This is a genomic window from Haloarchaeobius pelagicus (assembly GCF_051207375.1).
Classification (GTDB): Archaea; Halobacteriota; Halobacteria; order Halobacteriales; family Natrialbaceae; genus Haloarchaeobius.
In genome coordinates, this window is record NZ_JBPJZD010000001.1 from 32,157 (window position 1) to 58,808 (window position 26,652).

The 26,652-nt window shown below is 65.9% G+C and carries 27 protein-coding genes; 12 read left to right on the forward strand and 15 right to left on the reverse strand.

Features of this window, described 5'->3' with window-relative positions:
- Positions 1-54: 54 nt before the first annotated feature.
- From arlJ to ACSC1S_RS00210, 6 genes are read right to left on the reverse strand one after another with little or no spacing between them, the layout of a single operon-like run.
- Complete coding sequence (gene arlJ, locus ACSC1S_RS00185; protein WP_435362651.1) at positions 55-1,770, reverse strand: archaellar assembly protein ArlJ/FlaJ; 1,716 nt, start codon at positions 1,768-1,770, stop codon at positions 55-57.
- 2 nt (positions 1,771-1,772) lie between these two features.
- Positions 1,773-3,434 carry an archaellum flagellar ATPase motor FlaI gene (flaI, locus tag ACSC1S_RS00190; RefSeq protein ID WP_435362652.1) on the reverse strand — a complete coding sequence of 554 codons (1,662 nt, stop codon included), beginning with the start codon at positions 3,432-3,434 and terminating at the stop codon, positions 1,773-1,775.
- A gap of 1 nt (position 3,435) precedes the next feature.
- Positions 3,436-4,164 carry an archaellum protein ArlH gene (gene arlH / locus ACSC1S_RS00195; protein ID WP_435362653.1) on the reverse strand — a complete coding sequence of 243 codons (729 nt, stop codon included), beginning with the start codon at positions 4,162-4,164 and terminating at the stop codon, positions 3,436-3,438.
- A complete protein-coding gene (gene arlG, locus ACSC1S_RS00200; protein ID WP_435316819.1) occupies positions 4,161-4,613 on the reverse strand; it encodes an archaellum stator protein ArlG in 453 nt (150 codons plus the stop codon). Before arlG ends, arlH begins: the two co-directional genes overlap by 4 nt.
- 1 nt (position 4,614) lies before the next feature.
- Positions 4,615-5,049, reverse strand: coding sequence for an archaellum stator protein ArlF (gene arlF / locus ACSC1S_RS00205; protein ID WP_435362654.1), 435 nt, complete (start codon positions 5,047-5,049; stop codon positions 4,615-4,617).
- Positions 5,050-5,051: 2 nt separating this feature from the next.
- Positions 5,052-6,248 carry a FlaD/FlaE family flagellar protein gene (locus ACSC1S_RS00210; protein WP_435362655.1) on the reverse strand — a complete coding sequence of 399 codons (1,197 nt, stop codon included), beginning with the start codon at positions 6,246-6,248 and terminating at the stop codon, positions 5,052-5,054.
- A gap of 449 nt (positions 6,249-6,697) precedes the next feature.
- On the opposite strand from ACSC1S_RS00210, the gene ACSC1S_RS00215 reads away from it, so the two are divergent.
- The 6 genes from ACSC1S_RS00215 (at position 6,698) to ACSC1S_RS00240 (ending at position 10,939) form a co-directional block, all read left to right on the forward strand.
- Entirely contained in the window at positions 6,698-7,273 is a 576-nt protein-coding gene (locus ACSC1S_RS00215) for a flagellin (RefSeq protein WP_435362656.1), read from the forward strand.
- A 44-nt stretch (positions 7,274-7,317) separates the two neighbouring features.
- Positions 7,318-7,782, forward strand: a complete 465-nt coding sequence (locus ACSC1S_RS00220) for a DUF7500 family protein (protein ID WP_435362657.1) — start codon at positions 7,318-7,320, stop codon at positions 7,780-7,782.
- Between the two features lie 212 nt (positions 7,783-7,994).
- Positions 7,995-8,582: a flagellin gene (locus tag ACSC1S_RS00225; RefSeq protein ID WP_435362658.1), complete on the forward strand. Its 588-nt coding sequence runs from the start codon at positions 7,995-7,997 to the stop codon at positions 8,580-8,582.
- Between the two features lie 2 nt (positions 8,583-8,584).
- Positions 8,585-9,172: a flagellin gene (locus tag ACSC1S_RS00230; protein ID WP_435362659.1), complete on the forward strand. Its 588-nt coding sequence runs from the start codon at positions 8,585-8,587 to the stop codon at positions 9,170-9,172.
- 408 nt (positions 9,173-9,580) lie between these two features.
- Positions 9,581-10,006, forward strand: coding sequence for a DUF5807 family protein (locus ACSC1S_RS00235; protein WP_435362660.1), 426 nt, complete (start codon positions 9,581-9,583; stop codon positions 10,004-10,006).
- A 3-nt stretch (positions 10,007-10,009) separates the two neighbouring features.
- Positions 10,010-10,939, forward strand: a complete 930-nt coding sequence (locus ACSC1S_RS00240; RefSeq protein WP_435362661.1) for a carbohydrate kinase family protein — start codon at positions 10,010-10,012, stop codon at positions 10,937-10,939.
- Here ACSC1S_RS00240 and ACSC1S_RS00245 read toward each other — a convergent pair.
- The 3 genes from ACSC1S_RS00245 to ACSC1S_RS00255 all read right to left on the reverse strand — a co-directional run bounded on the left by ACSC1S_RS00245 (position 10,936) and on the right by ACSC1S_RS00255 (position 13,685).
- A complete protein-coding gene (locus ACSC1S_RS00245; protein ID WP_435362662.1) occupies positions 10,936-12,030 on the reverse strand; it encodes a DHH family phosphoesterase in 1,095 nt (364 codons plus the stop codon). The genes ACSC1S_RS00240 and ACSC1S_RS00245 overlap by 4 nt on opposite strands.
- A 42-nt stretch (positions 12,031-12,072) precedes the next feature.
- Positions 12,073-13,167 carry an ATP-binding protein gene (locus tag ACSC1S_RS00250; RefSeq protein ID WP_435362663.1) on the reverse strand — a complete coding sequence of 365 codons (1,095 nt, stop codon included), beginning with the start codon at positions 13,165-13,167 and terminating at the stop codon, positions 12,073-12,075.
- An 86-nt stretch (positions 13,168-13,253) separates the two neighbouring features.
- Complete coding sequence (locus tag ACSC1S_RS00255; RefSeq protein WP_435362664.1) at positions 13,254-13,685, reverse strand: universal stress protein; 432 nt, start codon at positions 13,683-13,685, stop codon at positions 13,254-13,256.
- 117 nt (positions 13,686-13,802) lie between these two features.
- Here ACSC1S_RS00255 and ACSC1S_RS00260 point away from each other — a divergent pair, with 117 nt between their 5' ends.
- Positions 13,803-14,273, forward strand: a complete 471-nt coding sequence (locus ACSC1S_RS00260; RefSeq protein ID WP_435362665.1) for a universal stress protein — start codon at positions 13,803-13,805, stop codon at positions 14,271-14,273.
- Between the two features lie 9 nt (positions 14,274-14,282).
- Here ACSC1S_RS00260 and ACSC1S_RS00265 read toward each other — a convergent pair whose 3' ends face one another.
- Positions 14,283-14,834: a GNAT family N-acetyltransferase gene (locus tag ACSC1S_RS00265; protein WP_435362666.1), complete on the reverse strand. Its 552-nt coding sequence runs from the start codon at positions 14,832-14,834 to the stop codon at positions 14,283-14,285.
- A complete protein-coding gene (locus ACSC1S_RS00270) occupies positions 14,831-15,199 on the reverse strand; it encodes a universal stress protein (RefSeq protein ID WP_435362667.1) in 369 nt (122 codons plus the stop codon). The genes ACSC1S_RS00265 and ACSC1S_RS00270 overlap by 4 nt, the downstream gene beginning before the upstream one ends.
- A 117-nt stretch (positions 15,200-15,316) precedes the next feature.
- On the opposite strand from ACSC1S_RS00270, the gene ACSC1S_RS00275 reads away from it, so the two are divergent.
- Positions 15,317-17,368: a beta-propeller domain-containing protein gene (locus ACSC1S_RS00275; RefSeq protein ID WP_435362668.1), complete on the forward strand. Its 2,052-nt coding sequence runs from the start codon at positions 15,317-15,319 to the stop codon at positions 17,366-17,368.
- Here ACSC1S_RS00275 and ACSC1S_RS00280 read toward each other — a convergent pair.
- Complete coding sequence (locus tag ACSC1S_RS00280; RefSeq protein WP_435362669.1) at positions 17,305-18,285, reverse strand: extracellular catalytic domain type 1 short-chain-length polyhydroxyalkanoate depolymerase; 981 nt, start codon at positions 18,283-18,285, stop codon at positions 17,305-17,307. The two genes, ACSC1S_RS00275 and ACSC1S_RS00280, sit on opposite strands and share 64 nt — an antisense overlap.
- Positions 18,286-18,666: 381 nt before the next feature.
- Between ACSC1S_RS00280 and ACSC1S_RS00285 the strand changes: the two genes are divergently transcribed.
- Entirely contained in the window at positions 18,667-19,410 is a 744-nt protein-coding gene (locus ACSC1S_RS00285; RefSeq protein ID WP_435362670.1) for a DUF5806 family protein, read from the forward strand.
- Between the two features lie 146 nt (positions 19,411-19,556).
- Complete coding sequence (locus tag ACSC1S_RS00290) at positions 19,557-20,879, forward strand: right-handed parallel beta-helix repeat-containing protein (protein WP_435362671.1); 1,323 nt, start codon at positions 19,557-19,559, stop codon at positions 20,877-20,879.
- A gap of 19 nt (positions 20,880-20,898) precedes the next feature.
- Here the strand turns inward: ACSC1S_RS00290 and ACSC1S_RS00295 are convergent, their stop codons facing one another.
- The 3 genes from ACSC1S_RS00295 to ACSC1S_RS00305 are packed head-to-tail and all read right to left on the reverse strand — an operon-like array spanning position 20,899 to position 22,196.
- Complete coding sequence (locus tag ACSC1S_RS00295) at positions 20,899-21,174, reverse strand: hypothetical protein (protein ID WP_435362672.1); 276 nt, start codon at positions 21,172-21,174, stop codon at positions 20,899-20,901.
- A gap of 6 nt (positions 21,175-21,180) precedes the next feature.
- Positions 21,181-21,702 carry a DUF7529 family protein gene (locus ACSC1S_RS00300; protein WP_435362673.1) on the reverse strand — a complete coding sequence of 174 codons (522 nt, stop codon included), beginning with the start codon at positions 21,700-21,702 and terminating at the stop codon, positions 21,181-21,183.
- A 5-nt stretch (positions 21,703-21,707) separates the two neighbouring features.
- Positions 21,708-22,196 (reverse strand): DUF7529 family protein, encoded by a 489-nt coding sequence (locus ACSC1S_RS00305; protein WP_435362674.1) that lies wholly within the window; start codon positions 22,194-22,196, stop codon positions 21,708-21,710.
- Between the two features lie 105 nt (positions 22,197-22,301).
- On the opposite strand from ACSC1S_RS00305, the gene ACSC1S_RS00310 reads away from it, so the two are divergent.
- Together ACSC1S_RS00310 and ACSC1S_RS00315 are read left to right on the forward strand one after the other, a co-directional pair.
- Positions 22,302-24,767: an ABC transporter ATP-binding protein gene (locus tag ACSC1S_RS00310; RefSeq protein ID WP_435362675.1), complete on the forward strand. Its 2,466-nt coding sequence runs from the start codon at positions 22,302-22,304 to the stop codon at positions 24,765-24,767.
- 181 nt (positions 24,768-24,948) lie between these two features.
- Positions 24,949-26,631: an ABC transporter substrate-binding protein gene (locus ACSC1S_RS00315; RefSeq protein ID WP_435362676.1), complete on the forward strand. Its 1,683-nt coding sequence runs from the start codon at positions 24,949-24,951 to the stop codon at positions 26,629-26,631.
- Positions 26,632-26,652 lie beyond the last annotated feature (21 nt).

Below are 26,652 nucleotides of genomic sequence, written 5' to 3' on the forward strand. Positions count from 1 at the left end.
AAGCTCTTGCCATATCGAGCCCTGAGTCGCGGGCTGTGTCGCGCTCTCGGCAGCTCACACGGAGATGAGCGCGTCGACGACGTAGCGGGTCAGCTCGGCGGTGAGCGCGCCGGTCCAGGTCAGCGCCACGAAGTGGACGTACCCACTCAGCATGTGGCCACGGTCGGTCACCCGGATCATGATGGACGAGAGCACCGCATTGAGAACGATGGTCAGGATGAGCAGGAACTCGATCATCTGCACGTCGTACTGCTTCGTCGACAGCAGGAAGCTCATCTGGCTCGCGCTCAGGTTCATGTCCTCGGTTATCTGCATCAGCAACTCGACGACCTCCAGCCCGACGAAGAAGGAGAACACCGAGGCGGCGGTGAGACCGTACAGGACCCCGATGAGGGTCGTGGTCGCCTGCTGGCGCTGTTCGCGCACCTTCAGAACCTCCCCCAGGTTTCGGGAGATGACCTGCCCGAGCATCTTCGGGTCCCCACCCATCCGGCGGCCTTCGACGTACATGTCGCCGAACTTCTGGATGAGGTACGAGCCGGTCTCGGCGGCGAAGAGGGCCCACGACCGCGTCGAGTCGATACGGATGTTCAGGCGCTTGTACAGGTTGTCGATGTTCTTGGTGAGCGAGCCGAAGTCCTTCTTGCGAAGGGTCTCGAGGACGTTCCCGGTCGAGGTCTGCTTGACCGACTCGACCGCCCCGAGCGCCCGGATGAAACTCGGGAACTCGCTGTCGCGGTCCTGGACCTTCTTCTCCTCGCGTCGGACGAGCCAGCCCGGGATGAGCAGGGGCGTCACCGGGATGGCCGCCATGATGGGCAACGGGAGGACGTCGCTCTCGATGGGCAGGTAGCCGAGCAAGATACCGCCGACGACGGCGAAGCAGACGATGGAGAGGCCACCACCGACCACCATCGCGGGCATGGCACGCTTGAGCGGGTAGTCGCCGGCAGTCTCCTGGATGTACCACACCGGGTCGTACGGCGAGATGGTGTGGATGGCGTAGACGAACCCGGCCTGCACGATGACGAACATCCCGATGACCGCCCCGACCGCGAGCGTCGGGTTCACCCCCACGAGGACGGGCAGGACGATGGCGAACACGAGGACGAACGCCGTCGACAGCATCATCGACAGGTAGAGCTCTTTCATCACGTCCAGTTTGTTCAGGTCCGCCTCGTACCGGATGACGAACTGCTGGATGATGCTCTCCTGTTCGTCGATGAGGAACTCCGAGATCTGCTGGCCGCCGCCGATGGTGTACGCGAGGCGTTCGAGGAAGTCAGAGAGCAGGGGGGAGTTCACCTGCCGGGCACGCATCCGGCAGGCGTCGTCGAGGCTCTGGTTCCACGTGTCGACCAGCGCGACGAGGTAGCCCATCTCCTCCGCGAGCGCCTGGTACTCGTCCTCCTCGGCGAGGGTCCGGAATATCTCGACGCGATTGATGTTCGTCATCGAGAGGACGGTGATGTGGGTCAAGAACAGGTGAAAGCGCTGGCGAATCTGCTTGCGCTGTCTGTCCTGGACCGCTTTCGGATACAGCAGTGCCGCGACCACGGAGAACAGCCCGAGCAGGACGAGCGGGCCGCCGACGGTCAGCGAGAGCGACAGCGCGACCGTGATGGCGATGGTCCCGACCGCGAACACGAACGACGGCAGGACGATGATGAGCAGGTACGTCCGAACCGGCATCTCCATCCGCCGGTAGGCCTCCTGGATGGAGGAGATGAGGGCGTTCACGTCGCCGGGCTGTGGGGTCGCGGTTGACATGGTCAGATGGTCGCGCCGAGGTCGGCGGTCCGGATGGGGATACCCTCCATCCCGTCGCGCTGGAAGTCGGCGATGAACTCGTTCACCTCGTGGTAGCCGAGGATGTCCGCGTCCATCGCGCGCCGGATGAGTTCGGCGCGCTTGTCGAGTTCGTCGTAGATGAGCCGGGTGTCCTGGTAGCCGAGGAGTGACGCGATCTGCTCTTCGAGCACGTAGGAGTTGTTCCGGCCGGTGAAGTCGACGTTGTCCTCGCGGGGGTCCCAGTTGAACGCCTGTCGCGTGACGACGCCGCCCTCGTAGTCGGAGTAGCCCTCTATCTCCTGGACCGACGTGACCCGGCGCAACACCTTGTCGCCCTGCTTGACGCGGTTCTGGAACAGCGCCACGTCGCAGTTGTCCATGAACGTCTCGGGGACGTTGATGGGCGCACCGGTGAACCGCTGGATCATCGAGACGATGTCTGAGGCGTGGAACGTGAGCATCACGGGGTGGCCGGTCTGGGCCGCCTGGAACGCCATCTGGCCCTCCGCCCCACGGACCTCCCCGACGATGATGTAGTCGGGGCGCGAGCGCAGCGCGGCCGCGACGAGGTCGAACATGTCGACGTCCGCGCCGTCGTCGCCCGAGCCCTCACGCGTGAGGAGTTGCTGCCAGGTCTCCTGTGGCGGCTTCACCTCGGCGGTGTCCTCGGCGGTGTATATCTTCGAGTCGTTCGGGATGAACGAAAGGCTCGCGTTGAGCGTCGTCGTCTTCCCCGACGCCGTCTCGCCGACGACGAACACCGTCTGCTCGTTCTCCAGGCAGAGCCAGAGGTACGCGCTGAGTTCGGGACTCAGGGTTCCCCACTTCGTGATCTGGAAGATGGAGAGCGGAATCTCCTCGCCCTGCCGGATGGTGAGCGACGGGCCTTTCACCGAGACGTCGTCGGAGAAGATGATGTTGACACGCGACCCGTCCGGGAGCGTCGAGTCGATGATGGGGTGGGAGTCAGACACCGGCGTGTCCATCCGTTCGCCCATGTTGCGGATCCAGTTCTGGAACGCCTCCAGTGAGCCGAAGTCGATGTTCGTGCCGACCATCCCGTAGGTCCCGTGGTCGATGTCGCACTGGTGCGGGCCGATGACGTGGATGTCCTCGTTCTCCGGGTCCTGCATGACGGGGTCGAGCGGGCCGAGGCCGACGATGTCGCGCTGCAGGTGGTAGCGAAGCGAGTGGTACGTCTGCTGGTCGACGGTGATGTTCCCGCCGAGGGTACCGCCGATGCCACGAATCGCGCCGCCGACCGAGACGACCTCGTTCAGGAGACTGTCGAGGTGCTTCTCGAACTCGTCGTTCTCCGAGGGCGCTGGCCGGGTCACCGACCGGTCGAGGATGCGCTGGCGGACCTGCGCGTACAGCTCGCGCTGTTGCTCCGAGAGCGTCGGTTCGATGCAGTAGTAGGTGGTGTCGATACCGAGATCGCCGAAGACGTGGACGAACACGTCGTCGGACACCTGGTAGCAGACGTTCGGTCGGTCCGATTTGTAGTCGCCGGGGTCGTCGACCAGCGTCGGGTACTCCCCGAACTCCGCGCCGAACTCCTGGAGGTGGTCCATCAGGTGCAGATGCTGTTCGGCCTGCTGGCGCAGGTCCGTGGACATCCTGGTGGTGCCGTACTCCGCCATCTCAGGCCACCGTCCGGTTCACGACGGTCATCCCACGACCCTGCTGGACGTTGAAGCCGATGGTGTCGTCGACCGGGTCCCGCATGTTGGTGAACCGGCGCACCCGGATGGTCCGTCTGATGGCCTGTCCCACGGTCTCGGTCTCGATCTGCAAGAACACGTCCGCGACGCTCCGGATGGGCAACAGCGCCTTCTCCGTGACGGCCTCGGGGTCGACGGTCAACACGACCGACTTCCCCTTCTTGGTCATGCCCTGCAGGTAGGTGAGGACGCTCTCCATCTTGTGGTCCTCGTCGCCGACGCCGGTGATGGCGTCGAACGTCGGGTCGTTGCGCAAGAACGCGCTGAAGGCGTCGACGATGATGACGTCGCCCTGCCACAGCAGGCTGGGCTGGGTCAGCCGGGAGAGCAGCTCCCGGCGGTCGCCGTTGCGGTGCGTGTCCACGTCCGCAGTGAGGAACAGCACCTTCCCCGACAGCAGGTGGTCGACCACGTCGTACGACAGCGAGTGCATCTGCCGGATGAACTCACCCGCCGTGAGTTCCGTCGAGACGTAGCCGACGTAGGCGTCTTCGGACGCGACACCGTACGCGATCCGCTGGCTCAGCACCGATTTTCCGGCACCGTCGACGCCCTCGACGAGGACGATGCTGCCTTCGGGGATGCCGCCGCCGAAAGCGTGGTTGACGCGGTCAGTGTCGGTCAGTCCGAGCGAGTAGTAGTCGTTCATACGTAGAATTCGAACACCTCTTCGTCGCCGTTCACGATGATGACGACGCGGTGCGCCCCGCTTGCGAGGCTCCGGTCCAGGTCGAGCTGTGCGACGTTGCCCGGCCGCCACTCGCTGCCGTCGATGACGGTCAGCGTGCGGTCGCCATCGGACACGTACTGCCCATCGACGAGCACGTCGACGTTGCTCGTCTCGTTCGGCAGCCGCTGGTTCCCGGTGTTCTTCACCAGGAGCGTGATGGTGTCCGAGCCGTCGTCGTACACCGCGGTACTGCCGGGGTCGGAGATGATGTCGACCTCGGTATCTATCTTCTGTGCCGCGTCCGCACTCTTGGCGTCTATCGAGCTACTCACCTCGCCGACGTTGGTCACCATGGTCCCGGCGACGCTCACCGCGATGAGCATCGCGGCGATGAACATGATGAGACTCGAGACTGATGTACTTGCCATCTTACACCTCCGTTATCGTTTCCGCCACGCCGTACTCGGTCACCAGCTTCACCCGGTCGGGGGCGGTGGTGACGCCGGTCAGTTCGAACTGCAGGGACTCGCCGGGCATCCAGAGGACGCGGCCGGAATCACCCTCGACGCGGGTCGTCGCGTCGGTCCGGTAGACGCCGTCGACGAGCAGGTCGGTCTCGTCCACCGAGAGGGTGCGAGACCCGGTGTTCGTGACGTTCACCGTCAGCCGGTCCGTGCTGGCGTTGTAGGTCACGTTCGTCACGTTCATGTCCGTGTTCCGCCGTTCCAGCTCGCGCTCGCCGCGGTCGTCGACCGCGGTCGTGACCCGCTCGTTCGCGGTCTCGAGGACCGGGACGGCCGTGCTCACGGTGAGGAGCACGCCCACGAACAGGATGGCCGCCGCGCCGCTGGTACTCAGTCCCATGGTTACAGTCCGGTGTCGTCCATCGTCTCCTGGACCGCGCTGAGCTTCATGATGTACTCGTAGCTCTCGGCGTGGTCCTCCGCGTTCAGTTCTTCCGGGTCCCGGCTTGGGTCCACGTTGAGGTCGAGGTCCGGTCCCGAAAGGACGCCCTCGAGGTACGATTTCACCGCGGGCGATATCCACCCGATCTCCTCGTAGTAGGCGATCGCCCGCAGGGTCGCGGCGGGTCCCGCGCTGGTGACCAGGTCGGTCAGCCACTCGAACACGATGATGTCCGTCGCGTACGTGTCCGCAAGGCTGGGCAGCGTCGCGTCGGAGCCGGCACCTTCGGCGGCGACGAACGGTTCGGCCGCCTCCGTCATCTGGTTGGCTCCGTCCTCCCGGTCGTTCTGTGCAACGTCCTGTTCGGCAGTGCTCATCTCGGCTTCCTCCGATTCGGACGTGGTCTCGACCTGTATCTCGTTGTCCGGTTCATCTGCTTCCTCTGGGCTATGCGTCTGTCCTGTTTCGCCGTCGTCATCGTGTTCCTCGTGGTCGGCTTCGACCTCAGACTCGGCCGCCTGCTCCGCTTTGAGGTCGTCGAACGACACCGCATCGCCGTCCTCGTCGTCCTCGTCCGCGGTGGCGTCGGTCGGCTCGACGGGGACCTCGTTGTCGTCCCCGTCCTCGTCCGCGTCTTCGCCGTCCTCGTCGTCCTCCTCGGCGGCCGGCATCCCGGCCGGTTCGTCGGTCTCGGTGGCGAAGCCGAACCCCTCGGCGTCTTCGTCCATCGCCGCGTCGGGCTGCCCGCCCTCCATGAACGGATTCGCGCTCGCGGTCAACTGGTCGTAGATGCCGAGCAGCTGGCGGACCGTGTCGTTCACGTCTTCGATGCGATCGGCGACTTGCTCCTGAGAGCCCTGGATGCCGTCCAGTTGGTTCTGGGACTGGCTCAGGTCCTCTTCCATCCCGTCGATACGCTGTTCGAGCGTCTCGATCTGCTCTTCCTGGTCGAGGTCTTCCATGGAGACGGTGTTCTGTGGCTGGGGGGGCTGGTTGCCCTGTCCGGGCATCCCGCCCTGTCCGGGCATCCCGCCCTGTCCAGCCTGGGAACCGCCTGCCGACTGCTGCTGCTGGTTCTGGCCGGCACCGGGGGCGGTCCCCCGTGCCTGATTGCCGCCCGAACCGAGGAAGTCGGCGAGGATGTCTCGAAGTCCCATGTCGTGTCGTTAGTACTCGTCTTCGCTCGTGTGCGAGCCGTCGTCTCTGTGACGTAGTGCGAGTCTCGCGACCGTCTCTGTGCTCTCAGCAGTCACCATCGAACACTTACAGGGTAGTTTGTATAGAGGCTCGTACGAGTTCGGAGGCCGACTCGGTGGGCGTATCGAGACGTGAGTCGACGGCCGATTCGACGCCCGAGGGCATACGGGCCTTGATAGGCTCATACTCCGATGCCATACTCGGGGAACGCTCCCCAAGCTGTGATGCTACACATCGGCTCACCCCGGAACGGGGAACGACGTTCGCGGCAGCTGGCGACAGACGGGACCGACCCGTCCGCCCAGCTGCCGGTTGGCCCATCTGGGCCATGCGCAGCTGGTCACGGCCACGTGGGCCATCTCGCCCGCGCGGTCGTGAGTGAGCCGCTCGCACACGGGGTGAAATACCGATGAACGTAACGGAATCAAAAGATGGTGACCGCGGGCAGGTCGGAATCGGCACCTTGATCATCTTCATAGCGATGGTCCTGGTGGCCGCAGTTGCAGCTGGCGTGTTGATCAACACGGCCGGCATGCTCGAAGCGAAGGCGTCGGACACGAGTTCGGACGCCCAGGCCCAGGTCTCGAATCACATCACCGTCGTTTCGGCGACCGGTGAAGTGAACGCAAATGGCACCGGAATCGATACGGTCAACATCACCTTGATGAAGGCCGCCGGTGCCGGCGACATAGACCTGACCAAAGCGTCGTTCGAATGGGTCTCAGACACGGCAGCAGTCACGCTGTCCAGCGACAGCACTGCTGTCTCGCTCACGAAGATGAGCGGAGACTCGAACACGACGCTCAACGACCGCTCCGACCGGATCCGCGTCACCATTAACGTCACTGACGCAGCAGTCGAAGGACAGTACCTCCCAGAAGGCGAAAAAGCGATGTTGCAGATAGTCGATGCATCTGGGGCGAAGACGCTTTACGGCATCAACGTCCCGTCGACCATCTCCGACGAGAAGTACGTCAAAGTCTGAGAGGTACCACGAACCGTGCCCCATCCGGGGCACCACGATCACACATGAACGAACGCACAATCAACGCGGACGCGAACGCAGATGGAGTCCTCTCGCCGGAGGACCTCTTTCCCGACGAGGACCGCGTCAAGCCCCTCGCGGAGAACCGCTTCGTCGTCTCGGCGAGCGAGGACTCCGCTGCGAACACGTACGGCGGTGAGAACCGACTACCGGACGTGGACCCGGCGCTCATCCCAGACGTCGGGTCCGACACCCGGGACCGGGATCGGCCGACCAGCGGGTCGGCCGACCCCGCCGATACGCTAGCGAACGCGAGTGCCCGCTACGGTGTGGACGTGACGGTGAAGACCGACGACGGTCTCGAACGCGAACAGTTGACCTCGAGCGACATTCGGGTCGTGTTCACGAAGTTGCTCCGCTGGTACGCACGGCAGCTCGACGACGAGCTCCCACCGGAGGAGACGCTGCAGATCCTGCTCGACGCGTCCGAGCTCGAAGTTACGTACTGAATCTGGTAGTTTCTCGGTTGTTTCTCGACGATGTAGCGGTAGCAACGACCGCGTGGTTCTCTACTAACCGATAGACTAGAGTGCGGATATCGGCTCGTTTTCCACCTCGTATCGAGACGTGAGTCGAGGTTCGAATCGGCGATTGAAATGATACTTGCCTTGATAGTAGTACCTTGCTATGGACTATTCGGGGCGCATCCCCACCCAGGAAAATGATAGTGGACAATACAACGGACGGCGAACGCGGCCAGGTGGGCATCGGTACGCTCATCATCTTCATCGCGATGGTGCTGGTCGCAGCAGTTGCAGCTGGCGTGTTGATCAACACGGCCGGGCTGCTCGAAGCGTCTGCGTCCGACACGGGCGCGGACTCGCAAGCACAGGTTTCCAACCAGATCGACGTGATCACGGCTGTCGGTGAGGCGAACGCCACCAGTGGTGACGTCGAGACGCTGAACTTCACGGTCAAGAAGTCCGCAGGCTCGGGCAAGATAGACCTGCAGTCGGCGACCATCGAGTACCTCTCGGACGATACGAGTACGACGCTCGCGTACGGTGCGACCGTGAGCGCGTCGAACTACTCGACGACGTCGCTAGTCGGCAACGGTGACGACGTGCTCGACAACACGACCGAGCGCGTGAAGATCACCGTCGACCTCACGTCGGCATCCGGTATCGGTGACGCCCTCGCACCCGGCGAGGAGGCGACCGTCCGGCTGGTCGACCAGTCCGGTGCGACGACCATCTACGGTGTGAACGTCCCCGACACGATCTCGGGTGAAACGTTCGTGGCGGTGTAATCATGTTCGGAGAATTCAACGCAGACGACGACCGCGGTCAGGTCGGTATCGGCACGCTCATCATCTTCATCGCGATGGTGCTGGTCGCCGCGGTGGCGGCGGGCGTGCTCATCAACACGGCCGGGCTGCTCGAAGCGTCGGCGTCCGACACGGGCGCGGACTCACAGGCACAGGTTTCCAACCAGATCGACGTGGTCACGGCTGTCGGTGAGGCGAACGCCACCAGTGGTGACGTCGAGACGCTGAACTTCACGGTCAAGAAGTCCGCCGGTTCGGACCAGATAGACCTGCAGTCGGCGACCATCGAGTACCTCGGTAGCGACGCGAGTACGACGCTCGCGTACGGTGCGACCGCGAGCGCGTCGAACTACACGACGACCTCGCTGGTCGGTAACGGCGACGACGTGCTCGACAACACGACCGAGCGCGTGAAGATCACCGTCGACCTCACGTCGGCATCCGGTATCGGTGACGCCCTCGCACCCGGCGAGGAAGCGACCGTCCGGCTGGTCGACCAGTCCGGCGCGACGACCATCTACGGTGTGAACGTCCCGGACACCATCTCGGGCGAGACCTTCGTCGCGGTCTAAACTAGCGGCTGACACCCGCTCCGAGTCGTCCCGTCTGCGGGCGCATCCATCCCATCGGTTCGGTCTCCGGACCGGGGATGCGCCGGTGAGACCGACCGGAGGAACGGCCGCTCGACGCGTCCGACCCACGGATGCGCTCGTAGACCCGACCCGGGATTTCAGTACAGTGCGACCGATCAACAGAAACGATGTGGCGTATCCCACACACATCACAGGCAACGACGGAAGCGAATCGGTGTCGACCCCTCACGCTATGATAGTGGCGTATCCCAGGGCACATCGCGAGGCAACGCGAGACTGACCCGATTCGTCCCGGACCCGTACTCCATTCCCACCTTCGCGGGCTCGCGGGCACTTCCCACGTCCGCGACTCGCGTTCTTTTTACCATTCGAGGAGCTACCGCGTCTATGAGCGATTCACCCCGTACGGAGTTCCTCGCAGGCGAACGTACCGACGACGTCGCACTGTATCTCGCCGACTCGTACGTCGACGACATCGGCCGACTGGAGAAGTACGGTGAGCGAGCCGACGACGGTATCGTCATCGTCGTCGACGGCGACAGTGGCCGGAACGCGTTCACCGTCGGCACCGGCTCGGACGCGATGGCGTTCGCGCAGGAGGCGATGAAGATCGAGGGGACCATCGGTGCAGACCTGACCAGCGGGGAGTGCCCCGAGTGTGAGGGCGGGACGGTCGATTACGTGTTCGCGTTCGCCGAGGAGCAGAACGACGAGGTCGGCGGGCTCTACGAGGAGGGCGACGTCATCCACGCCTACGCTCGCTGTACCTGCGGTGCGGCGTACAGCCAGAAGTGGGTCGCCGGCGAGCGGTAGGCGATGCCCACGGTCGTCACGGTCGGCAGCGCCCTGCTCGACCGCATCTACCCGGTGACGAACCTGCCCGAACCCGACGGCGGCGCGTTCGCCCGCGACGAGCAGCTCGCGGTCGGCGGGGTCGCCGCGAACGTGGCATCGGGGCTCTCGGCACTCGGGAGAGAGACGGGCGTCGTCAGCCGGGTCGGCCGTGACGACGACGGCGACCGCGTGCTCGCGGACCTGCGCGAGCGCGGCATCGATGCGTCCAGAGTCCAGCGCGGCGCCGAGCGCTCCAGCTACACGATGATTCTGCGGGACGACGACGGGGAGCGCATGATAATCGCCGGGGGCGAGAGCGTCCCGAAGCTGCGGCTGGACGCGGACGATATCGAGTACTGCCGCGAGGCAGACGCTGTTTTCACGAGTGCCTACGCCCCCGACCCGGCGGTGTCGGCGCTGGTCGAGGCAGCACGAGGTGACGACGACTTTCCACCTATCGTCTTCGACCTGGCGGGCCCGCTCGCGGAGCTGGAGGGGCGGGGAACCCAGAAGGAGACCATCGACGACCTGCTCGCTGTGGTGGACTGTTTCGTGTCGAGCGAGGTGCCCATCGAGTCGTATCTCGGCTGTACCGGCCGCGAGGCCGCCGCGGAACTGCGCGAGCGTGGTGTCACCCGGGCGGCACTGACCCAGGGCGAGGACGGCGCGCTGTTGCTCGACGGGGACGACGTGGTCGAGGTACCGGCGTTCGAGGTCGACGCCGTGGATACGACGGGCGCAGGTGACGCGTTCTCTGCGGGGCTGGTCGACGCCTGGATTCTGGACGAGCAATCGGCGGCCGCGGCTGGTCGGTTCGCGGCGGCGGTCGCGGCCGAGAACTGTCTCGGCGCAGGGGCTCGTGGTGGGTTGCCGACGCGAGAAACGGTCGAATCGCGGTTGTCGCTGTTCTAGCGCTCCGTCTCGACACCCTCGTCGTCCTCCTCGGGGAGGTTCCGGAAGGCGTCGAGGATGACCTGCTTCGTCGTCGCGCCGCGGGTCGTCCAGTGGTGGGCGTAGTCCAGCATGTCGTCGTAGATGCGGGGCTTGCAGCCCGCGGCCTTGGGGTGGCCGCCGCCGTTGACCTGCCCGGCGACCTCGTGGCAGCGCTGGAACTCGTCGGTTCCTCGAATACTTGCCGAGCCGGCGGGCTTGACGATGACCGTGGCGTGAGCGCCCTTCTCGCGGAATGCCTCGGCGACCTCGTTCTGGGAACAGCGGCCGTAGGTCACGGCCACCTTCCAGCCGTTGATGTTCCGAATCTCGCCGCGCTCGACCGCCTTCTCGATGAGCGCCTCCTTCTCGACGCGGCGCTCGGCGAGCAGTTCCCGGGCCGTTTCGGGCAGGTCGACGCCGTGCTCGGCGACGATATCGACGTACTCCTCGGGTTCGAGCCAGTACGCGAGGTCCGCGATGTCGTCCGAGCGGGGGTCCTCGCGGAGCCAGAGGTCGTGGTCGCGGGTGACTTTCGCGAGTTCGGCGAACTGCTCGTCGAAGTCGTAGTCGAGCGAGCGCAGCGCCACGTCGGCGGTACACTCCTCCTCGCTGTCGCCGACGACGAGGTCGACGCCCGCCTGGCGGACCTTCGCGGCCACGTCGTCGTGCCACTGGTGGTGGTCGAACCAGCGGACGGAGGCGCTGTTCGCCATGAGGGCTTCCAGTTCCTCGTCGACGTACTCGAACTTGTCCGGGCAGAGGTCGCAGACGAACACCTGTACGTCGGGGCTGGCGTAGTCGGCGACACGCTGGAGGCCGTCTTCGAGTTCGTGCGGCCCGGCGGGGACGAGCGCGCCCTCGCCGAACACCTCGCGGACCAGCGCGACACAGGCCAGGCCGTCGGCGTCGGGGTCAGCCACGACGGCGATCTCCTGGCCCTCCAGGGCGGCGGCGATCTCTCGCTCCTTTCGCTCCTCGTCGATCTCGTCGGGGACGAAGAAACCGGTCCCGGGCAGGATAGATTTGCGGGAGAGAGACATGTCCTCGTCGTCGATGACGTCTTCGTACATGCCCAGACAGTGCGGGTGGGCGGGGAAGAAACCGCCGGTTCGTCAGCGTCGCGCCGCGTCGGTGGCGGGAACCGCCATCTCGACCACCGTCCCCTGGGGGTCGTTATCGTCGAAGGCGAGGGCCCCATCCGACTGCGTCACCGTCCAGTACACCAGCCACAGTCCGAGCCCGGACCCGTGGAACAGGGAGTCTTCGGACCCCTCACGGAGGACCGCGAGTTCGTCGGACGGGATGCCATCGCCGGTGTCGGCGACGGTGACCGTCACGGTGCTGGGGCCGTCCCGTGTCAACGACACATGAACAGAGGTCGCCTGCTCGTTGTGGCGGACCGCGTTCTCGACGGCCTCGGTGATGGCGAATTCGAACCTGGGATGAACCCTGGCGTGTGCCGACTCGGGGAGGTCGGTGGTGATGTCGGTTTCGTCGTGGTCGGCCCTGACTGAATCGACGCTCTTTGGCACCACCGCCGTGAGGTCGCGGACGACCGTCGCGTCCTCCTCCCACACGCAGTTGAGTCGCTTGGCCTGCGTACTCAGGCGTTCGATGTTGTCCGCGTGGGAGACGATGGTCGCGAGCGTGTCGCGTGAGGCCTGGTCGGGGCCGTCCTCGAGCAGCAACTCGGCGTACCCACGGATGATGGTGCTCTCGTTCCGGAGGTTGTGGCGGAGGACGCGGTTCAGCACGGTTAGTCGCCGGTGCAACCGGGCGATGGCGGCCGTCTGCGAGCGGAGGGTCTCCTTCTCGGCCAGGAGGCGTTCACGGTACTCCGTGACACCGAGCCCGACGATGGCCGTCGCACCGGACGACGTCACGAGCAGGATGGGGACGTTCTCGAGGGCGACCCCTTCGAGTTGCTGCATTTCGATGAGGATACCGCCGACGACGAAGCCGACGAGGCCGGAGCCGACGACCCAGGTGAACACTCGAAGCCCGTCCGCCGCAGTGAGGTCCAGGCGGGAGAGGCGATAGCTCCCGTAGAGGATGCCGCCCGCGAGGAACACCAGCAAGGCGGCTTCGACGGCCGTCGGGACCGCTGACCCGGGGTTCGACCAGACGTGCCAGACCGCCACAAGCAGATACCCGGTCCCGATTCCGACGACGGGGAGACAGGGGTGCCGACGGAGAAGACCGCGCATGTATCGGTGTTTTGTAACGCACACTAATAGGTGTGGTCCGCGGAAGGCTGGGTCTCCACCGCTGCCCGTCTCGCGTGTGCTCGCCGTTACGACTTCTCCTGCAGCTGCCGTACCGTCAACACGGGCCTATCGCACGTCCGGACCACGCGCTCGGCCACACTCCCTATCAAGAACCGGTTCTCGCCGTGCCGTCCCCTCGTCCCGGTCGCGACCAGGTCGGCGTCGACCTCGCGGGTGTACTCGCAGATTTCGGCGGCGGGGCGGCCCTCGCGGACGGCGGTGACGACCTCGGCGTCGGTCTCGGCGGTGACCGTCTCCAGGGCCTCCTCGCCGCTCTCTTTGAGGGCGGCGCGGAACTCGTCCCGCACCGACTCGGGCGACGATTCGACCTCGGACGCGTCGACGACGTACAGGGCGTGGACGGTGGCCTCGAAGCGCTCGGCGAGGTCGAGCCCGACCGTGACGGCTCGCCTGACGCTCTCGGAGCCGTCGGTGGCGATGACGACGGTATCGAACATACGTCAGGCGTCGCAGTGTGACGGCTTAAAGCCCGCGCCACGGCGGCACCTCGTGGCGGGCTCCCGGGCGACACCGACCCCTGTAGCTTTTTGGTGCCCGGCGTTGCACTCTCGGACATGACCGACTCCCCGCCCGCGACGGCTCCGCTCGACGTCGAGATGGTCCTCGTACCGGTCGACGGCAGCGACGAGTCCGTCACGGCCGTCGAGTACGCGGTGGCCATCGCCGAGAAGTACGACGCCAAGGTCCACGCCGTCTACGTCGTCGGCCAGGACGTGGTCCGGGGCATCGAGGAGGGTGTCCTCGACCAGGCGGAGGTCGCCGACGACGCCCAGAAGTTCATCGAGCAGGTCGAAGACGAGGTCGGGGGGACCGAGGTCCCCCTGAACAGCTCGACCGCCTACGGCTTCTCGACCCATCGCAAGACCCAGCACCCCGGCAGCGTCATCCTCGACACCGCCGACGACCTGGAGGCGGACTTCATCGTGGTGCCCCGCGAGCCGCTGACCAGTGACTCCGGCGACGTGCTGGCGAAGGCCGCAGAATACGTGCTGCTGTACGCGAGTCAACCGCTGCTGTCGGTGTGACCGGCGCTGTTACGTCTCGGCGAGTAGCAACGACATCTCTAACTCGAAGCTCTCGGAGCCGCAGGTCTCGAAGCCGGTGTCGCGGTAGAGCGAGACGGCGGCGGTGTTCCAGCGCTCGACGGTGAGCCAGACGCGCTCGATGCCTTCCTCGTTGCCGTAGCCCAGCAGCGTCTCGAGGAGCTGGCGGCCGATGCCGGCGCGCTGGTACGCCTGGAGGACGAAGATGGCGAGTTCGTGGGCGACCTGGTCGGTCTCGAAGGTGCTGGTGTCGGGGACGAGGGTTGCGTGACCGACGACGCGCCCGTCGTGGCGAGCACAGATGTTCAGCCCCTCGCCGACGATGGTGTCGAGCCAGTCGCGGATGCGGTCCTCGCCGGTCGGGGGAATCCCCTGGGCGCGGTCGGCGGGGTCGAAGTCGAGGTACATCGCGGTGATGTCGTCGATGTCCTCCATGTCTGCTGGCTCGAACTCGATGGTGCGCTCCTCCTTGTCCGCGAACGACCGCGGTGGCCTCGGGAACGGGCCGGCTGGCTCGTCCGGGTAGACACGTTCCGGACTCATCGGACTAATCTCACCGTGACGTTGGCGTTGAGCAGGACGAACTCGGTGATCGGCCCGAGTCGAATCTTGCCCATCGGGCTCTGGGTGCCGCCGCCGATGGCGAGCTGGTCGAAGTCCTCGCGTTCGGCGATATCGACGAGCGTGCTACCTGGGTGGCCCGACACCACCCGGACCTCGGCGTCGATGCCGGATTTCTCGACGAATTCTCGGGCCTGTGCGGCCATCTCGGACTGTTCGCGCTTCGCCTCGTCCTTCTCGAGCACGACGATGGTCAACTCGTCACCGGCCTCCTTCGTCCGCTCTATCGTCTTTCGCAACGTCCGCATCGACTCGTCGCTTCCCTCGATTCCGAGCAGCACTCTCATGTTCTTACGTCCACCCGCCCCCGTGAAAACCGTTGCCCCACGACCTGCACCCGTCCAAGCTCAAACGGGCGTTTGAGCCTGGGATACCGCCTTTATCTTGCCTGACGTGGTAGTCGTATGCGCAGTTCTCTCCCCGCACTCGTGCTCGCTGGCATCCTCGTGGTGTCGGCGGTCGGTGCCGGCCTCGTGGCCGTGACTGGCGGATTCGACCCTGCTCCAGATGACCCGTCACCCGACGACCCCGGCTCGAACGTGGGCGACGGGAGCGTCACACAGTTCGACTCGGCGGCTGCCTTCACCGCCTACGTCCAGGCCGCCCAGGACCGACGTGGGGGCGGTGGGCTCTTCCTCGGCGGTGACGTCGCCGTCGCGGAAGGGGGCGTCGAGGCTACGACCGATTCGGCGAGTGCCGGTGCCGCCGAGGGCGGTGACGGGGCCGCCGGGAGCCAGGCGACCGACGATGCCTCGCGCGTCTCCGAGACCAACAACCAGGAGACCGGCATCGACGAGCCAGACCGGGTGAAGACCGCGCCCGATGGCTCCGCAATCTACTACGCTGACGGCCACGGCTACTGGGGCGAGGGCGGCCAGACCCGTGTCATCGACACCAGCGACCCCGCCGCACCCGCCGTCGTCGACCGTATCGACGCCTCCGGCAAACTGCTGCTCTCGGGTGACACCCTCGTCGTCTTCGACCAGCGGGGCATCTACGCCTACGACGTGTCCGACTCCGCGAACCCGGAGCGGACCTGGTCGCGGACCCTGAACGCGAGCGTCCGGTCGGCCCGGCTCATGGACGGTCGGCTGTACCTCGTCCTCCAGAAGGGCGTTCTCCCCGACCATCCCTGCCCGGTGGAACCGTTCGGTGACGGGCCCGGCATCGCCTGCACCGACGTGTACCACCCGACCAGCCAGACCGACGCGACCGTGACCTACACGACGGCGGTCCTCTCGCCGGAATCGGGAGAGACGCTGGATTCCGTGACCGTGCTCGGGACCTACGACCACTCGGCGACCTACGTCTCCGAGAACGCGGTGTACCTGACCTACACGAAGCGGGTGAGCCACGCCGAGACGTTCGCGGGCTACCTCGAATCGAGCGACCTGCTCGACCAGCAGGCCGAGAACCGGCTCGACGAACTCGCCACCTACGACCTCTCGTCGCGGGCGCGACAGGTCGAACTCCAGGCGCTCGTGCAGAACTGGCTCGCCCGGCAACCCGCCGGGGAGCGCCAGGAACTCCAGCAGAAATTCTACGAGGAGTACCAGCAGTACGTCGAGGACCGCAAGCGCCAGCTGCTCCGCTCCGGCATCGTGAAGGTCGCCATCGACGGTGACTCGCTCTCGGTCGCCGAGACGGGCGAGGTGCCGGGCCGTCCGCTGAACCAGTGGGCGCTCGACGAGCACGACGGTGAACTCAGGATCGCCACGACGGTCGACCCGTGGGGTGCGACCTCCACGAACGACCTCTACACGCTCGATTCCGCACTCTCCATCCAGGGGTCGGTCGAGGACATGGGCGTCACCGAGCGCATCTACTCGGTCCGGTTCATGGGTGATACGGCCTACGTCGTCACCTTCCGGCAGATAGACCCGTTCTACGTGGTCGACCTCTCCGATTCGTCGAACCCGCAGGTGAAGGGCGAGGTCAAACTGCCGGGCTTCTCGCGGTACCTCCACCCCCTCGGCGAGGACCGGATGCTCGGCATCGGCCAGGAGGACGGCCAGGTGAAGGCCACCGTCTTCGACGTGTCCGACCCGCAGAACCCGACCGTCGCCGAGTCGAAGGTCCTCGACGCGCACTGGTCCGCAATCGCCCAGACCCACCACGCGTTCCTCCACGACCCGAAGCACGACGTGTTCTTCTTGCCCACCGAGCGCGGCGGCTACGTCTTCGGCGAGGACCTCTCCCAGAAGGCGTTCGTTCGGACCGACACGCCCGCGACCCGGGCGGTGTACCTCGACGACTACCTGTACGTGTTCAGCGAGTCCGAACTCGTCGTGGTCGACGAGACCTCGTGGGAGACCGTGACCGAGGTGTCACTCGGCCCTGGATACGACGGCGAGGAGACGGAGGAGAAGCCGGTACCGACGGAACCTGACGATCACCAGCGCGAGAAGAACGTCCACATGGCCTCGCTGGCGTCCGGCGCGTCGGGCGCGGTGTAGGCCTCGCCCGCGTCCCCACCGGCCCAGTCGTGGCCCATCCCCTCGACCTCCCAGTACTCGACTGCGACGTTCCCTGCCCCATCCTCGAACTGCCGCCTGCGCCAGTCGTAGCCACCCGTCGTCCCCGAGTCGTCCGATTCCGGCGTGGCGTCGACGTTCCCGTCGTCGACCCCGTCGCTCGCGAGGTCGTTCGTCTCGATGGCCTGTACGGTCGCCTGGTCGCCATTTATCGGGTAGACGGTGGTGTCGCTCGTCCCGTGGAAGACCACGGTTGGAACCTCGCCGACCACGCCGTTGGCCTGCATCGCGTCGTAGGCGTCCTCGCCCTGGTAGTACGGGTCGGGACCGCCCCAGGTCATCGCGTAGGTCGCCCCCGTCGCGGTCTCGGCGGCGTCGTACTCCAGCCCGGAGTGGACCCCGCCCGCGGCGTACACGTCGGGGTAGGCCACGAGCAGGTTCGGGACCATCGCCGCGCCCGCGGAGAAGCCCGCGACGTACACCCGTGAGGCGTCGAGCGATTCTTCAGCGATCTCGTGCTGGGCGATGCTGGTGATGCTCTCGCCCTCGCCCGACCCGCGCTCGGTGTTGTAGTCGTAGTACCAGTTCCAGCAGTCGAAGCTGTTCGCGAACGACGACTGGTCCGGGTACACCACGGCGAACCCCTCGCGCTCGGCGACCGCGTTCATCCCGGTCGCCCGGGCGAACTCGGCCGGCTCCTGGCCGCAGCCGTGGAGCATCACCAGTAATGGCCTGCCGGCCGCCCCGTCGGAGGGGACGTACTTCGTGTAGTGGTAGCCGTCCCAGTACTCGTCGGTGAAACTGCCGCCCGCCGCGAGGGTCCCTGTCGACCCGGCCGCGACCGCCCCCGTGGCTGCCAGTGCTGTACCCGCCGACTTCAGGATGTCACGTCGCCTCATGACAATGCTCGTCATTTCTGATTCTCCCGCGGTATAGGCCCGGGTTCACACGTTAACCGTGATGGTGATTCGTGGTGGTGTGTGCCTGTCGACGGTGGCCGAAATTCCGGATGGCGCGTGCTTGCGAGCGTGCCGAAGGCCGCGAGCCAGCTTCGCGCGAGGGATGAGAAGCGCAGGCGAAGCCGAGCATCGGAATCGGCTGGGGAGGCTGTGGTGCGGTGCTGTGCGGGGCGGTTCCATCGCCACCAGCGTGAGTGAACTGCTGGTCACCACCGACACCACCCCGACTCGCTCCTGCGCCATCGAGATGGTCACAACACCACACCCATCGCACCGACAGCCAGCGAAGCTTTTTCCCGGTCGCCGCCAGACGCACAGCCAATGACCGAGCAGACGCCCGACGATTCCCCCGATGTCCCCGACGCTGGCGACGAGGAGCCGGAGACACCGGAACGAACCGACCCTGAACAGGCCAGCGACGAGCCGGAGACACCGGAACGAGACGAGCCGGAACAGACAGCCGAGTCGGCCGAGCAGTCGGAACCGGACGCAGCCCCCGACCCCGATTCCCCTGAACCGGACACCGAACCCGACACCGACCCCACCCCTGGCGTTCCCTCCGAGGAGAACCTCGACGTGCCCGAGGACGTGGCGAAGTACGACCGCTTCAAGAAGATGGACGGGGCGCAGTACGACCGCGTGAACGAGTTCCTGCGCGACCGGACCTACATCACGGCCCGCGAGTGGGCTATCGCCCGGCTGTGCTCCGATTTCAGAACCGAGACGGGCGTCGAGATGACGAAGATCGGTGAGAACCTGCCCGAACTCGTCCCGTTCATGACCGACACGTACACGCCCCAGGCCGTGAACCAGGCGCGCTCGGCGTTCGAGGACAAGATTCGCACGGCGGGTGCGACGTTCCTCTACGGCGCGATGTGTGACTTCTTCACCGCCGAGGAGCTGGACGACGTGATGTACGAGGCGACCGAGGTGGCGAAGTTCCTGCTCGAGGTCGAAGGCGTGAACCTCTCGGTCGAGGAGGAACTCGACGCCGAAGAGCGCATCTCGTCGGTGATGCGGGAGGTGCGCGAGGCGAGTTCGGAACTGCGCGAGCAGGAAGAGTAGCCGGCTGCCTGGCCAGCAGCCTGTCAGTGTGCCCTGAACGGCGAAGAGGGCGTGTCTCCCGGGCTGACGACCGGTGAGGGTGCTCGTTTCCTCACTGGCGTGGGTGGAAGCACGGGTGCTATCTGCCGTGACTGCCTTTCTCTACCATGGGTTCGAATGGCAATCGTCGTGAATCAGCAGTCGACCGCACTGCAGGGACCCGGCGACCCGCGGTCGGTCGACGGGCGCTCTTGCAGGGGATGGCTGTCGGCGTCCTCTCGGCCGGTGTCGGAGGGGCCAGCACGACGGTCGCCGCCGCCAGCGCAGACGAAACGCTCGAATGGGACGGGAAACCGGTCGTGCTCGCCGAGCCGAACACGACCTACCAGCTCGTGAGCGACTTCTACGGGACCATCACCATCGAAGCGAACGGCATCACCCTCGACGGCGCAGACTTCGTCATCGAACCGACGGAAGAAACGGGCCAGCCGGGAGACGGTGTGGTCGTCAGGCCGATGCACCGAGCGCCTCCCGATGGACCACCGGATGCGGATGAATCATCGGATGAGAGCGAATCATCGGATGAGAACGACTCATCGGGCGAGGCTGGACCTTCGGGAGAGGATGGACCACCGGGTGAGGGTTCCGTTCGGGAAGACGAGGTGGTCATCGGCGTCAGCATCGAGAACCTCGTGGTCAAGAACGCCCAGACCGGTATCCGGGCGTTCAACGCCCCGGCCCTTCGCCTGAAGAACGTGGACGTGGAGGGAGCACGAGGTGGCGTCAACGTCTCCTCCGCGTCGTGGGACGAGGCCGACAGAGACCGGCGGGTCCCGGCCGAGACGGTCCTCGACCAGGTTCGTGTCCGTCGGTCGCAGTGGGACGGGTTCGTGGTGGCTCGGACGCCGGTTCGGTTCCGCAACTGTCTGGCGGACCGGTGCGGCGGGCCAGCCAAAGCGTCGGGGTTCAGGCTGCAGGACAACAGGATGGTCTCGATATCGCGGTGCCTCGCGCAGAACTGCAACGAGTACGGGTTCCACCTGACCAGTGAGACCCCGACGAGTGCATCGGTTCGGATGGCCGCCGCGCTCGGGAACGGAACCAGCGGCATCCGCACCCACTCCGTCGACGACCTGGAGCTGTACTGCTGCTACGCCGGGGAGAACGCCATCGATGGCATCGCCGTGGTCGAGGTCGACCGTCTGTCGATGCTGGACTGTACCGCGAGTGAGAACGACGGGACCGGTATCACGGTCGTGACGACCGATGCGGGTACCGGCATCTACGCGGGGGTCATCGCCGAGGGGAACGGGGAGCAGTTACGGCTTCCAGCCACGTTCGAGGAACGGCCGCGCGGGGACTTCTCCCACGAGGGCTGTGTCCCGAGTGCGATGAAGGACCGGCTCCTCGCCTGGGCTGCCCAGGAGCGCGAGACGACCGCACCAGTGGAACCGCCGGCCAGTTCGCCAGGCGACGACGGGTTCGTGTGAGCCACGGCTGGTCGGCGCGTCAGGTCGCGTCGTCCGGTTCGGTCGTCGCCGATTCGGTCGTCTCTGTCAGCTGTCCGTACTCCTCCAGCCGCAGCGAGAGGTACGCCAGCACGACCACGAGCGTCGCGAGCCGGCCGGCGTTCGCGAGCGCGCCGGGCAGGTCCGGCGAGACGATGGGCACGATTGGGAGGTTGCCCAGCACGACGCTCGAGACGCCGAAGCCCGCGACTGCGAGCAGGAACGTTCGCCAGGCCAGGGTCAGGAGGAACTCGTATTCAGGGTTCGAAGTGTCCATCGGCTGTTACTCGAGACTCCCCATCCCGGGTACGAAAAGGCTGGGGTCGTCGTGGGCGAACGTGACGACACTCGCGTCCGCGTCGTCCGGTTGCTCGGCCGGTCGGACGTGTGTGAGCAACTCGCCGCGGTCGCGGGCGGCGTCGAGCATCGGCGTGGCCGTCTCGATATCGTAGTACAGCGGAATCACGACGGCGGACTCGGTCGCGGTGTCGGCGACGGCGACGATGACGAGCGCGACGGAGTCGACCCGGCGGGAGTACACCTCGCTCGCGTCGAAGGTGGCGGCCTCGGTCGCGACGGCGGCCTCGACCGGCCCGAACTGGTCGGCCGGGACGACGACCTCGATGCCGACGGTGGGCAACTCGTCGCCAGCGTCGGCACCGTCGTCGGTCAGCGGCGTCACCTCGGTCGGTTCGAGGGTGCGGGCGTTCCAGCCCGCGTCGCGGTACTCGGCGGCGATGGCTGCGGCGTCTTCCAGTAGTTCGTCGCGGTGGGCCGCCACCACGTCGGCAGGGTCGGTCGACACGGCGGTCACTCGCCACCCGGCAGGAACGGCGCGGGCTCGTGCTGGGTGAACGTCAGGATGCGACGCTGGTCCAGGGGGCGGAGGTGGATGCGGAGTTCGCCCTCCTCGTTCACCATCTGGAGGAACTCCTGGGAGGAGTCGGCATCGTAGTAGATGGGAACCAGCAGCGCCGTCTCCGTGGTGGCGTTCTTCAGGGCGGCGACGGCGAAGACGATACCCTGCTCGACGGCGCGGAAGGCTTCGACCTCGTCGAAGTGGCTGTCGGCGTCGTACGCCGCCTCGATACGGTCGAACTCGTCGTCGGGCAACACGACGTCGAGGCCGGTCTGGCCCTCGCCCTCGGTGATGGTCGCGATGTCACCGGGGTGACACTCGAGGGCCTTCCAGCCCGCTTCGCGGTACTCCTCGGCTGTCGCTTCCATGTCCGCGACGACACGTTCCCACACCGGCAGTACTCGCTCTGCAACGTGCTGTGGGTCCTCGGATTCGTCCATACGTCCGGGCCGGTGAGGGACGGACAAAAGCGTTCCCTTCGCTGGTTGAGTTATCGCCTCTCATGTGGAAAGGTATTTCCGGCCAGTATTGCGATATAAACGACAATGACCGACCTACTGTCTCTCTCCGACTTGCAGACACAGTTCAAGACGGAGCGCGGTACGGTGAAGGCCGTCGACGGGGTCGACCTCACCATCCGCGAAGGGGAAACCGTTGGACTCGTTGGCGAAAGCGGGTCGGGCAAGAGCGTGACGGCGCTGTCGGCGATGCAACTCGTCGACGACCCCGGCGAGATCGCCGGCGGTGACGTGACGTTCCGCGACGCCGAACTCGCGACCGAACTGCGCGAGAAGTACCCGAAGAAGGCCGATGGGTTCGTCTCCGGGGATACGGTCACCCTGACCGACGCGCCCGAGGCGGCCATGCGCGACATCCGGGGCGGGGACATGAGCATGATCTTCCAGGACCCGATGACCTCGCTCAACCCCGCCGTGACCGTCGGCGAGCAGGTCGCAGAGAGCCTGCGCCTGCACCGCTACGACGGGAAACGAAAGGACACCTGGCTCAACGCCATCCGCGAGCTGTTCCCCGACCGCAACGTGGACGACCGCGTCATCGAGGACACCATCAACATCCTCGACGCGGTCGGTATCCCCGAACCCGAGGCCCGGCTCGACGAGTACCCCCACGAGTTCTCCGGCGGGATGCGCCAGCGCGTCCTCATCGCCATCGCGCTCGCCTGTCGCCCGAAGCTGCTCATCGCGGACGAGCCGACGACGGCACTGGACGTGACCATCCAGGCCCAGATTCTGGACCTCATCAACGACCTGCAGGACGACTTCGGCATGTCCGTGCTGTTCATCACGCACGACCTCGGCGTGGTCGCCGAGACGTGTGACCGCGTCGCCGTGATGTACGCCGGCGAGATCGTCGAGGAGGGCCCGGTCGAGGAGATATTCCACAACCCCTCGCACCCCTACACCTACGCCCTGCTCGAATCCATCCCGACCGAGAACTCGGACCGCCTGACCCCCATCGAGGGGAACGTCCCGGACCTCATCGACATGCCCGCCGGGTGCCACTTCGCGCCCCGGTGCCCCTGGGCGACCGACGAGTGTACCAGCGGCGAGATGCCGTTCAAGCAACACGGTGGGCCCGAGGTCCAGCACCGCGCGAAGTGCGTCCTCGACGAGTTCGACGAGAGCGAGTACGGGGCCGACCTGGAGACCGTCTCGGCCGAGCGCGAGGAGTTCGGCGGCGAGCCGCTGCTCGAGGTCGACGACCTGCACAAGTACTTCTCGCGGGCCGACGACCTGCTCGACAAGTGGCTCTCGAACGAGCCACAGACCGTGAAGGCGGTCGACGGCGTCGACCTCGAGATCTTCGAGGGGGAGACGCTGGGGCTGGTCGGTGAGTCCGGCTGTGGGAAGTCCACCACCGGGCGGACCATCCTCCGACTGCTCGAACCGACCGACGGGACCGTCGTCTTCGCGGGCGACGACCTCGGCGGACTCGACAGCACGGGGCTCCGCGAGAAACGACAGGACATGCAGATGATCTTCCAGGACCCGCTGTCGTCGCTGGACCCCCGGATGACGGTCGGCCAGACCATCATCGAGCCCCTGAAGATACACGACCTGCCCGAGAACACGGGTGGGAAGTCACAGCGCCAGGCGCGCCGCGACCGCGCCGTCGAACTGATGGAGGCGGTCGGCCTCGAACCGGCGCAGTTCGACCGCTACCCCCACGAGATGTCCGGTGGGCAGCGCCAGCGCGTCGGCATCGCCCGCGCGCTCGCGGTCGACCCCGACTTCATCGTGGCCGACGAACCGGTGTCGGCGCTCGACGTCTCGGTGCAAGCGCAGATCCTCAACCTCATGGAGGACCTCCAGGAGGAGTTCGGGCTCACCTACCTGTTCATCGCCCACGACCTCTCCGTCGTCCGGCACATCTGCGACCGCGTGGCCGTGATGTACCTCGGGCAGGTGGTCGAGACCGCGCCGACGTGGGAGCTGTTCGACGACCCGCAACATCCCTACACCCAGGCGTTGCTCTCCTCGATTCCCAAACCCGACCCCCTGGCGGACACCGACGACCGCATCATCCTCAAGGGCGACGTGCCGAGCCCCATCGACCCACCGTCGGGCTGTTCGTTCCGGACGCGCTGTCCCCAGGTCATCCCGCCGGCAGACCTCGACCTCGACCAGGAGACGTTCCGGGCGGTGATGGACTTCCGCCAGCGCGTCGAGGGGCGTGACATCAGCCTCGAGGCGGTGCAAGACGAGGCGGTCGAAGACGACCCCGGCGAGGTCGAGCCACCGATGCAGGCCGCGACCGACGGTGGCGCATCGACGCGCGACCTCGTGGACGCCCTCCTCGACCGTGAGTTCGAGGAGCCGCCCCGGGGCGAGGCCGGTAGCATCGTCCGCGAGGTGTGCGAGCTGGTCGTCGCCGACGAGTGGGAGCAGGCCGAATCGCGCCTGCAGGAGACGTTCGAGACCCCGTGTGAACTCGACGACCCCGACCTCGCCGGTGACCGCCACCAGACGGCCTGTCACCTCCCACGGTAACGCGTCTCTCGGCTTTTCTGTAGCACCACTGTTGAGTTGTTCCGGTGAATACCGATGGTACAGAGCCTCTCTCGCAAGTATTGCTATCTGTCGATTTCGCCCTATAACACGTCCTCATGGCCTTGTTTAGGTGTGTCACTGCATCGGTATGTTTATAAGGTAAACGGTGCCACACGTGGCTATGGCACGCGATACGGTTGACAGACGCAGTTTCTTGAAGGCAGCTGGGACGGCGACCGTCGCAGCGACGACGACGGCTGGGTGTCTCGGCTCTCTCAGTGGTGACAGTGGTGGGGGCGGGGGCACACTCGTCTACTCGCGCGGTGACCACCCGACCAACTACGACCCGCAGCAGACGACAAGTGGTGAGGTCGCGAAGGTCACGAACCAGATCTTCGACCAGCTCATCCAGTTCGCGCCCGGCAGCGGGGGCCAGCTCAGCGACAGTCTCGCGACCGAGTACAGCCTCGACGGGACGACCGCGACGCTGACCCTCCAGGAGGGCGTGACGTTCCACAACGGCGAGGAGTTCACGGCGGCCGACGCCAAGGCGACCATCCGTCGCTTCACCGACTCCGAGTACGACTACTACCTCGGCGACGAGAACCGCTCGGGCTACGGCCCGTTCACCTTCGGCAGCTGGGTCAAGAGCATCGACGCCAGCAGCGACTACGAGCTGCAGATCGAGCTCACCCAGCAGTACGCGCCGTTCCTCCGCAACCTCGCGATGTTCGCGGCGGCCATCCTCTCGAAGAAACAGATCGAGTCCCTGGGTTCCAACCCGAGCGGCCAGGTTGAGCTCGGCACGGACCCCAAGGGGACCGGCCCGTTCCAGTTCGACGAACTCGACAACTCCAACCAGCGCGTCCGTCTCGCCGCCTACGGTGACTTCTGGGGCGACGGACCGAACGTCGACGAGGTCGTCTTCTCGACCATCAAGCAGAACTCCACGCGCGTCTCCAGCGTCATCGAGGGCGAGTCCCACATCACGGACAACCTCGACTCGCAGTCCTCGAAGCAGGTCCAGGACGCCGACACGGCGACGCTGGCCTCCAAGAACGGCATCAACGTCGGGTACATGGCGTTCAACATGGCCCGCAAGGAGGAGTTCCGTGACAAGAAGGTCCGCCAGGCCATCAGCTACGCGGTGAACACGGAAGCCATCGTCAACCAGATCTACGAGGGCTTCGCCAGCCAGGCCGACCAGCCGCTCCCGCCGGACGTCCTCGGGCACAACGTGAACCTCGACCCGTACCCGACGGACAAGGACAAGGCGTCGACGATGCTCGAGGAGGCCGGTGCGTCCGACATCGAGTTCGAGCTCGCGACGTTCTCGAACCCGCGTGGGTACAACCCGAGCCCGGTCCAGACGGCCAACCAGGTCAAGTCCGACCTCGAGGAGATCGGCCTGACGGTGAACATCAACCAGTTCTCCACGTTCTCCTCCTACCTCGACTACACCGCCCAGGGCAAGCACGACGCGTGTTTCCTCGGCTGGTACACCGACAACGCGGACCCGGACAACTTCCTGTACGTCCTGCTCGACCCGAAGGTCGACATGGACGCCGTTCCGGACGGCCAGGACTGGGTCAGCTTCGACACCGAGGGCTACAGCACCCTCAACGTCGGCGGCTGGGCCAACACCGAGTTCATGCAGACGGTGCGTGAGGGCCAGTCCACCTACGACGAGGCCAAGCGCAAGGAGCTCTACCGGAAGGCGAACGAGATCGCTCACGACGAAGCGCCGTGGATCTTCGTGGACTACGCACAGACGCTGCGTGCGGTCAACGAGGCGGTCGAGTCCGACTCCTACACCGTCAGTTCTGTCGGTGGACCGTACCTAGAGACGGTTACACTGAAGTAGCGCAGCCCCATTCCCTCCGTT

Excerpts from the sequence above, each read along its gene's own strand:
- arlJ (WP_435362651.1), bottom strand. The coding sequence starts at position 1,770 with ATGTCAACCGCGACCCCACAGCCCGGCGACGTGAACGCCCTCATCTCC.
- flaI (WP_435362652.1), bottom strand. The coding sequence starts at position 3,434 with ATGGCGGAGTACGGCACCACCAGGATGTCCACGGACCTGCGCCAGCAG.
- arlH (WP_435362653.1), bottom strand. The coding sequence starts at position 4,164 with ATGAACGACTACTACTCGCTCGGACTGACCGACACTGACCGCGTCAAC.
- arlG (WP_435316819.1), bottom strand. The coding sequence starts at position 4,613 with ATGGCAAGTACATCAGTCTCGAGTCTCATCATGTTCATCGCCGCGATG.
- arlF (WP_435362654.1), bottom strand. The coding sequence starts at position 5,049 with ATGGGACTGAGTACCAGCGGCGCGGCGGCCATCCTGTTCGTGGGCGTG.
- ACSC1S_RS00210 (WP_435362655.1), bottom strand. The coding sequence starts at position 6,248 with ATGGGACTTCGAGACATCCTCGCCGACTTCCTCGGTTCGGGCGGCAAT.
- ACSC1S_RS00215 (WP_435362656.1), top strand. The coding sequence starts at position 6,698 with ATGAACGTAACGGAATCAAAAGATGGTGACCGCGGGCAGGTCGGAATC.
- ACSC1S_RS00220 (WP_435362657.1), top strand. The coding sequence starts at position 7,318 with ATGAACGAACGCACAATCAACGCGGACGCGAACGCAGATGGAGTCCTC.
- ACSC1S_RS00225 (WP_435362658.1), top strand. The coding sequence starts at position 7,995 with ATGATAGTGGACAATACAACGGACGGCGAACGCGGCCAGGTGGGCATC.
- ACSC1S_RS00230 (WP_435362659.1), top strand. The coding sequence starts at position 8,585 with ATGTTCGGAGAATTCAACGCAGACGACGACCGCGGTCAGGTCGGTATC.
- ACSC1S_RS00235 (WP_435362660.1), top strand. The coding sequence starts at position 9,581 with ATGAGCGATTCACCCCGTACGGAGTTCCTCGCAGGCGAACGTACCGAC.
- ACSC1S_RS00240 (WP_435362661.1), top strand. The coding sequence starts at position 10,010 with ATGCCCACGGTCGTCACGGTCGGCAGCGCCCTGCTCGACCGCATCTAC.
- ACSC1S_RS00245 (WP_435362662.1), bottom strand. The coding sequence starts at position 12,030 with ATGTACGAAGACGTCATCGACGACGAGGACATGTCTCTCTCCCGCAAA.
- ACSC1S_RS00250 (WP_435362663.1), bottom strand. The coding sequence starts at position 13,167 with ATGCGCGGTCTTCTCCGTCGGCACCCCTGTCTCCCCGTCGTCGGAATC.
- ACSC1S_RS00255 (WP_435362664.1), bottom strand. The coding sequence starts at position 13,685 with ATGTTCGATACCGTCGTCATCGCCACCGACGGCTCCGAGAGCGTCAGG.
- ACSC1S_RS00260 (WP_435362665.1), top strand. The coding sequence starts at position 13,803 with ATGACCGACTCCCCGCCCGCGACGGCTCCGCTCGACGTCGAGATGGTC.
- ACSC1S_RS00265 (WP_435362666.1), bottom strand. The coding sequence starts at position 14,834 with ATGAGTCCGGAACGTGTCTACCCGGACGAGCCAGCCGGCCCGTTCCCG.
- ACSC1S_RS00270 (WP_435362667.1), bottom strand. The coding sequence starts at position 15,199 with ATGAGAGTGCTGCTCGGAATCGAGGGAAGCGACGAGTCGATGCGGACG.
- ACSC1S_RS00275 (WP_435362668.1), top strand. The coding sequence starts at position 15,317 with ATGCGCAGTTCTCTCCCCGCACTCGTGCTCGCTGGCATCCTCGTGGTG.
- ACSC1S_RS00280 (WP_435362669.1), bottom strand. The coding sequence starts at position 18,285 with ATGAGGCGACGTGACATCCTGAAGTCGGCGGGTACAGCACTGGCAGCC.
- ACSC1S_RS00285 (WP_435362670.1), top strand. The coding sequence starts at position 18,667 with ATGACCGAGCAGACGCCCGACGATTCCCCCGATGTCCCCGACGCTGGC.
- ACSC1S_RS00290 (WP_435362671.1), top strand. The coding sequence starts at position 19,557 with ATGGGTTCGAATGGCAATCGTCGTGAATCAGCAGTCGACCGCACTGCA.
- ACSC1S_RS00295 (WP_435362672.1), bottom strand. The coding sequence starts at position 21,174 with ATGGACACTTCGAACCCTGAATACGAGTTCCTCCTGACCCTGGCCTGG.
- ACSC1S_RS00305 (WP_435362674.1), bottom strand. The coding sequence starts at position 22,196 with ATGGACGAATCCGAGGACCCACAGCACGTTGCAGAGCGAGTACTGCCG.
- ACSC1S_RS00310 (WP_435362675.1), top strand. The coding sequence starts at position 22,302 with ATGACCGACCTACTGTCTCTCTCCGACTTGCAGACACAGTTCAAGACG.
- ACSC1S_RS00315 (WP_435362676.1), top strand. The coding sequence starts at position 24,949 with ATGGCACGCGATACGGTTGACAGACGCAGTTTCTTGAAGGCAGCTGGG.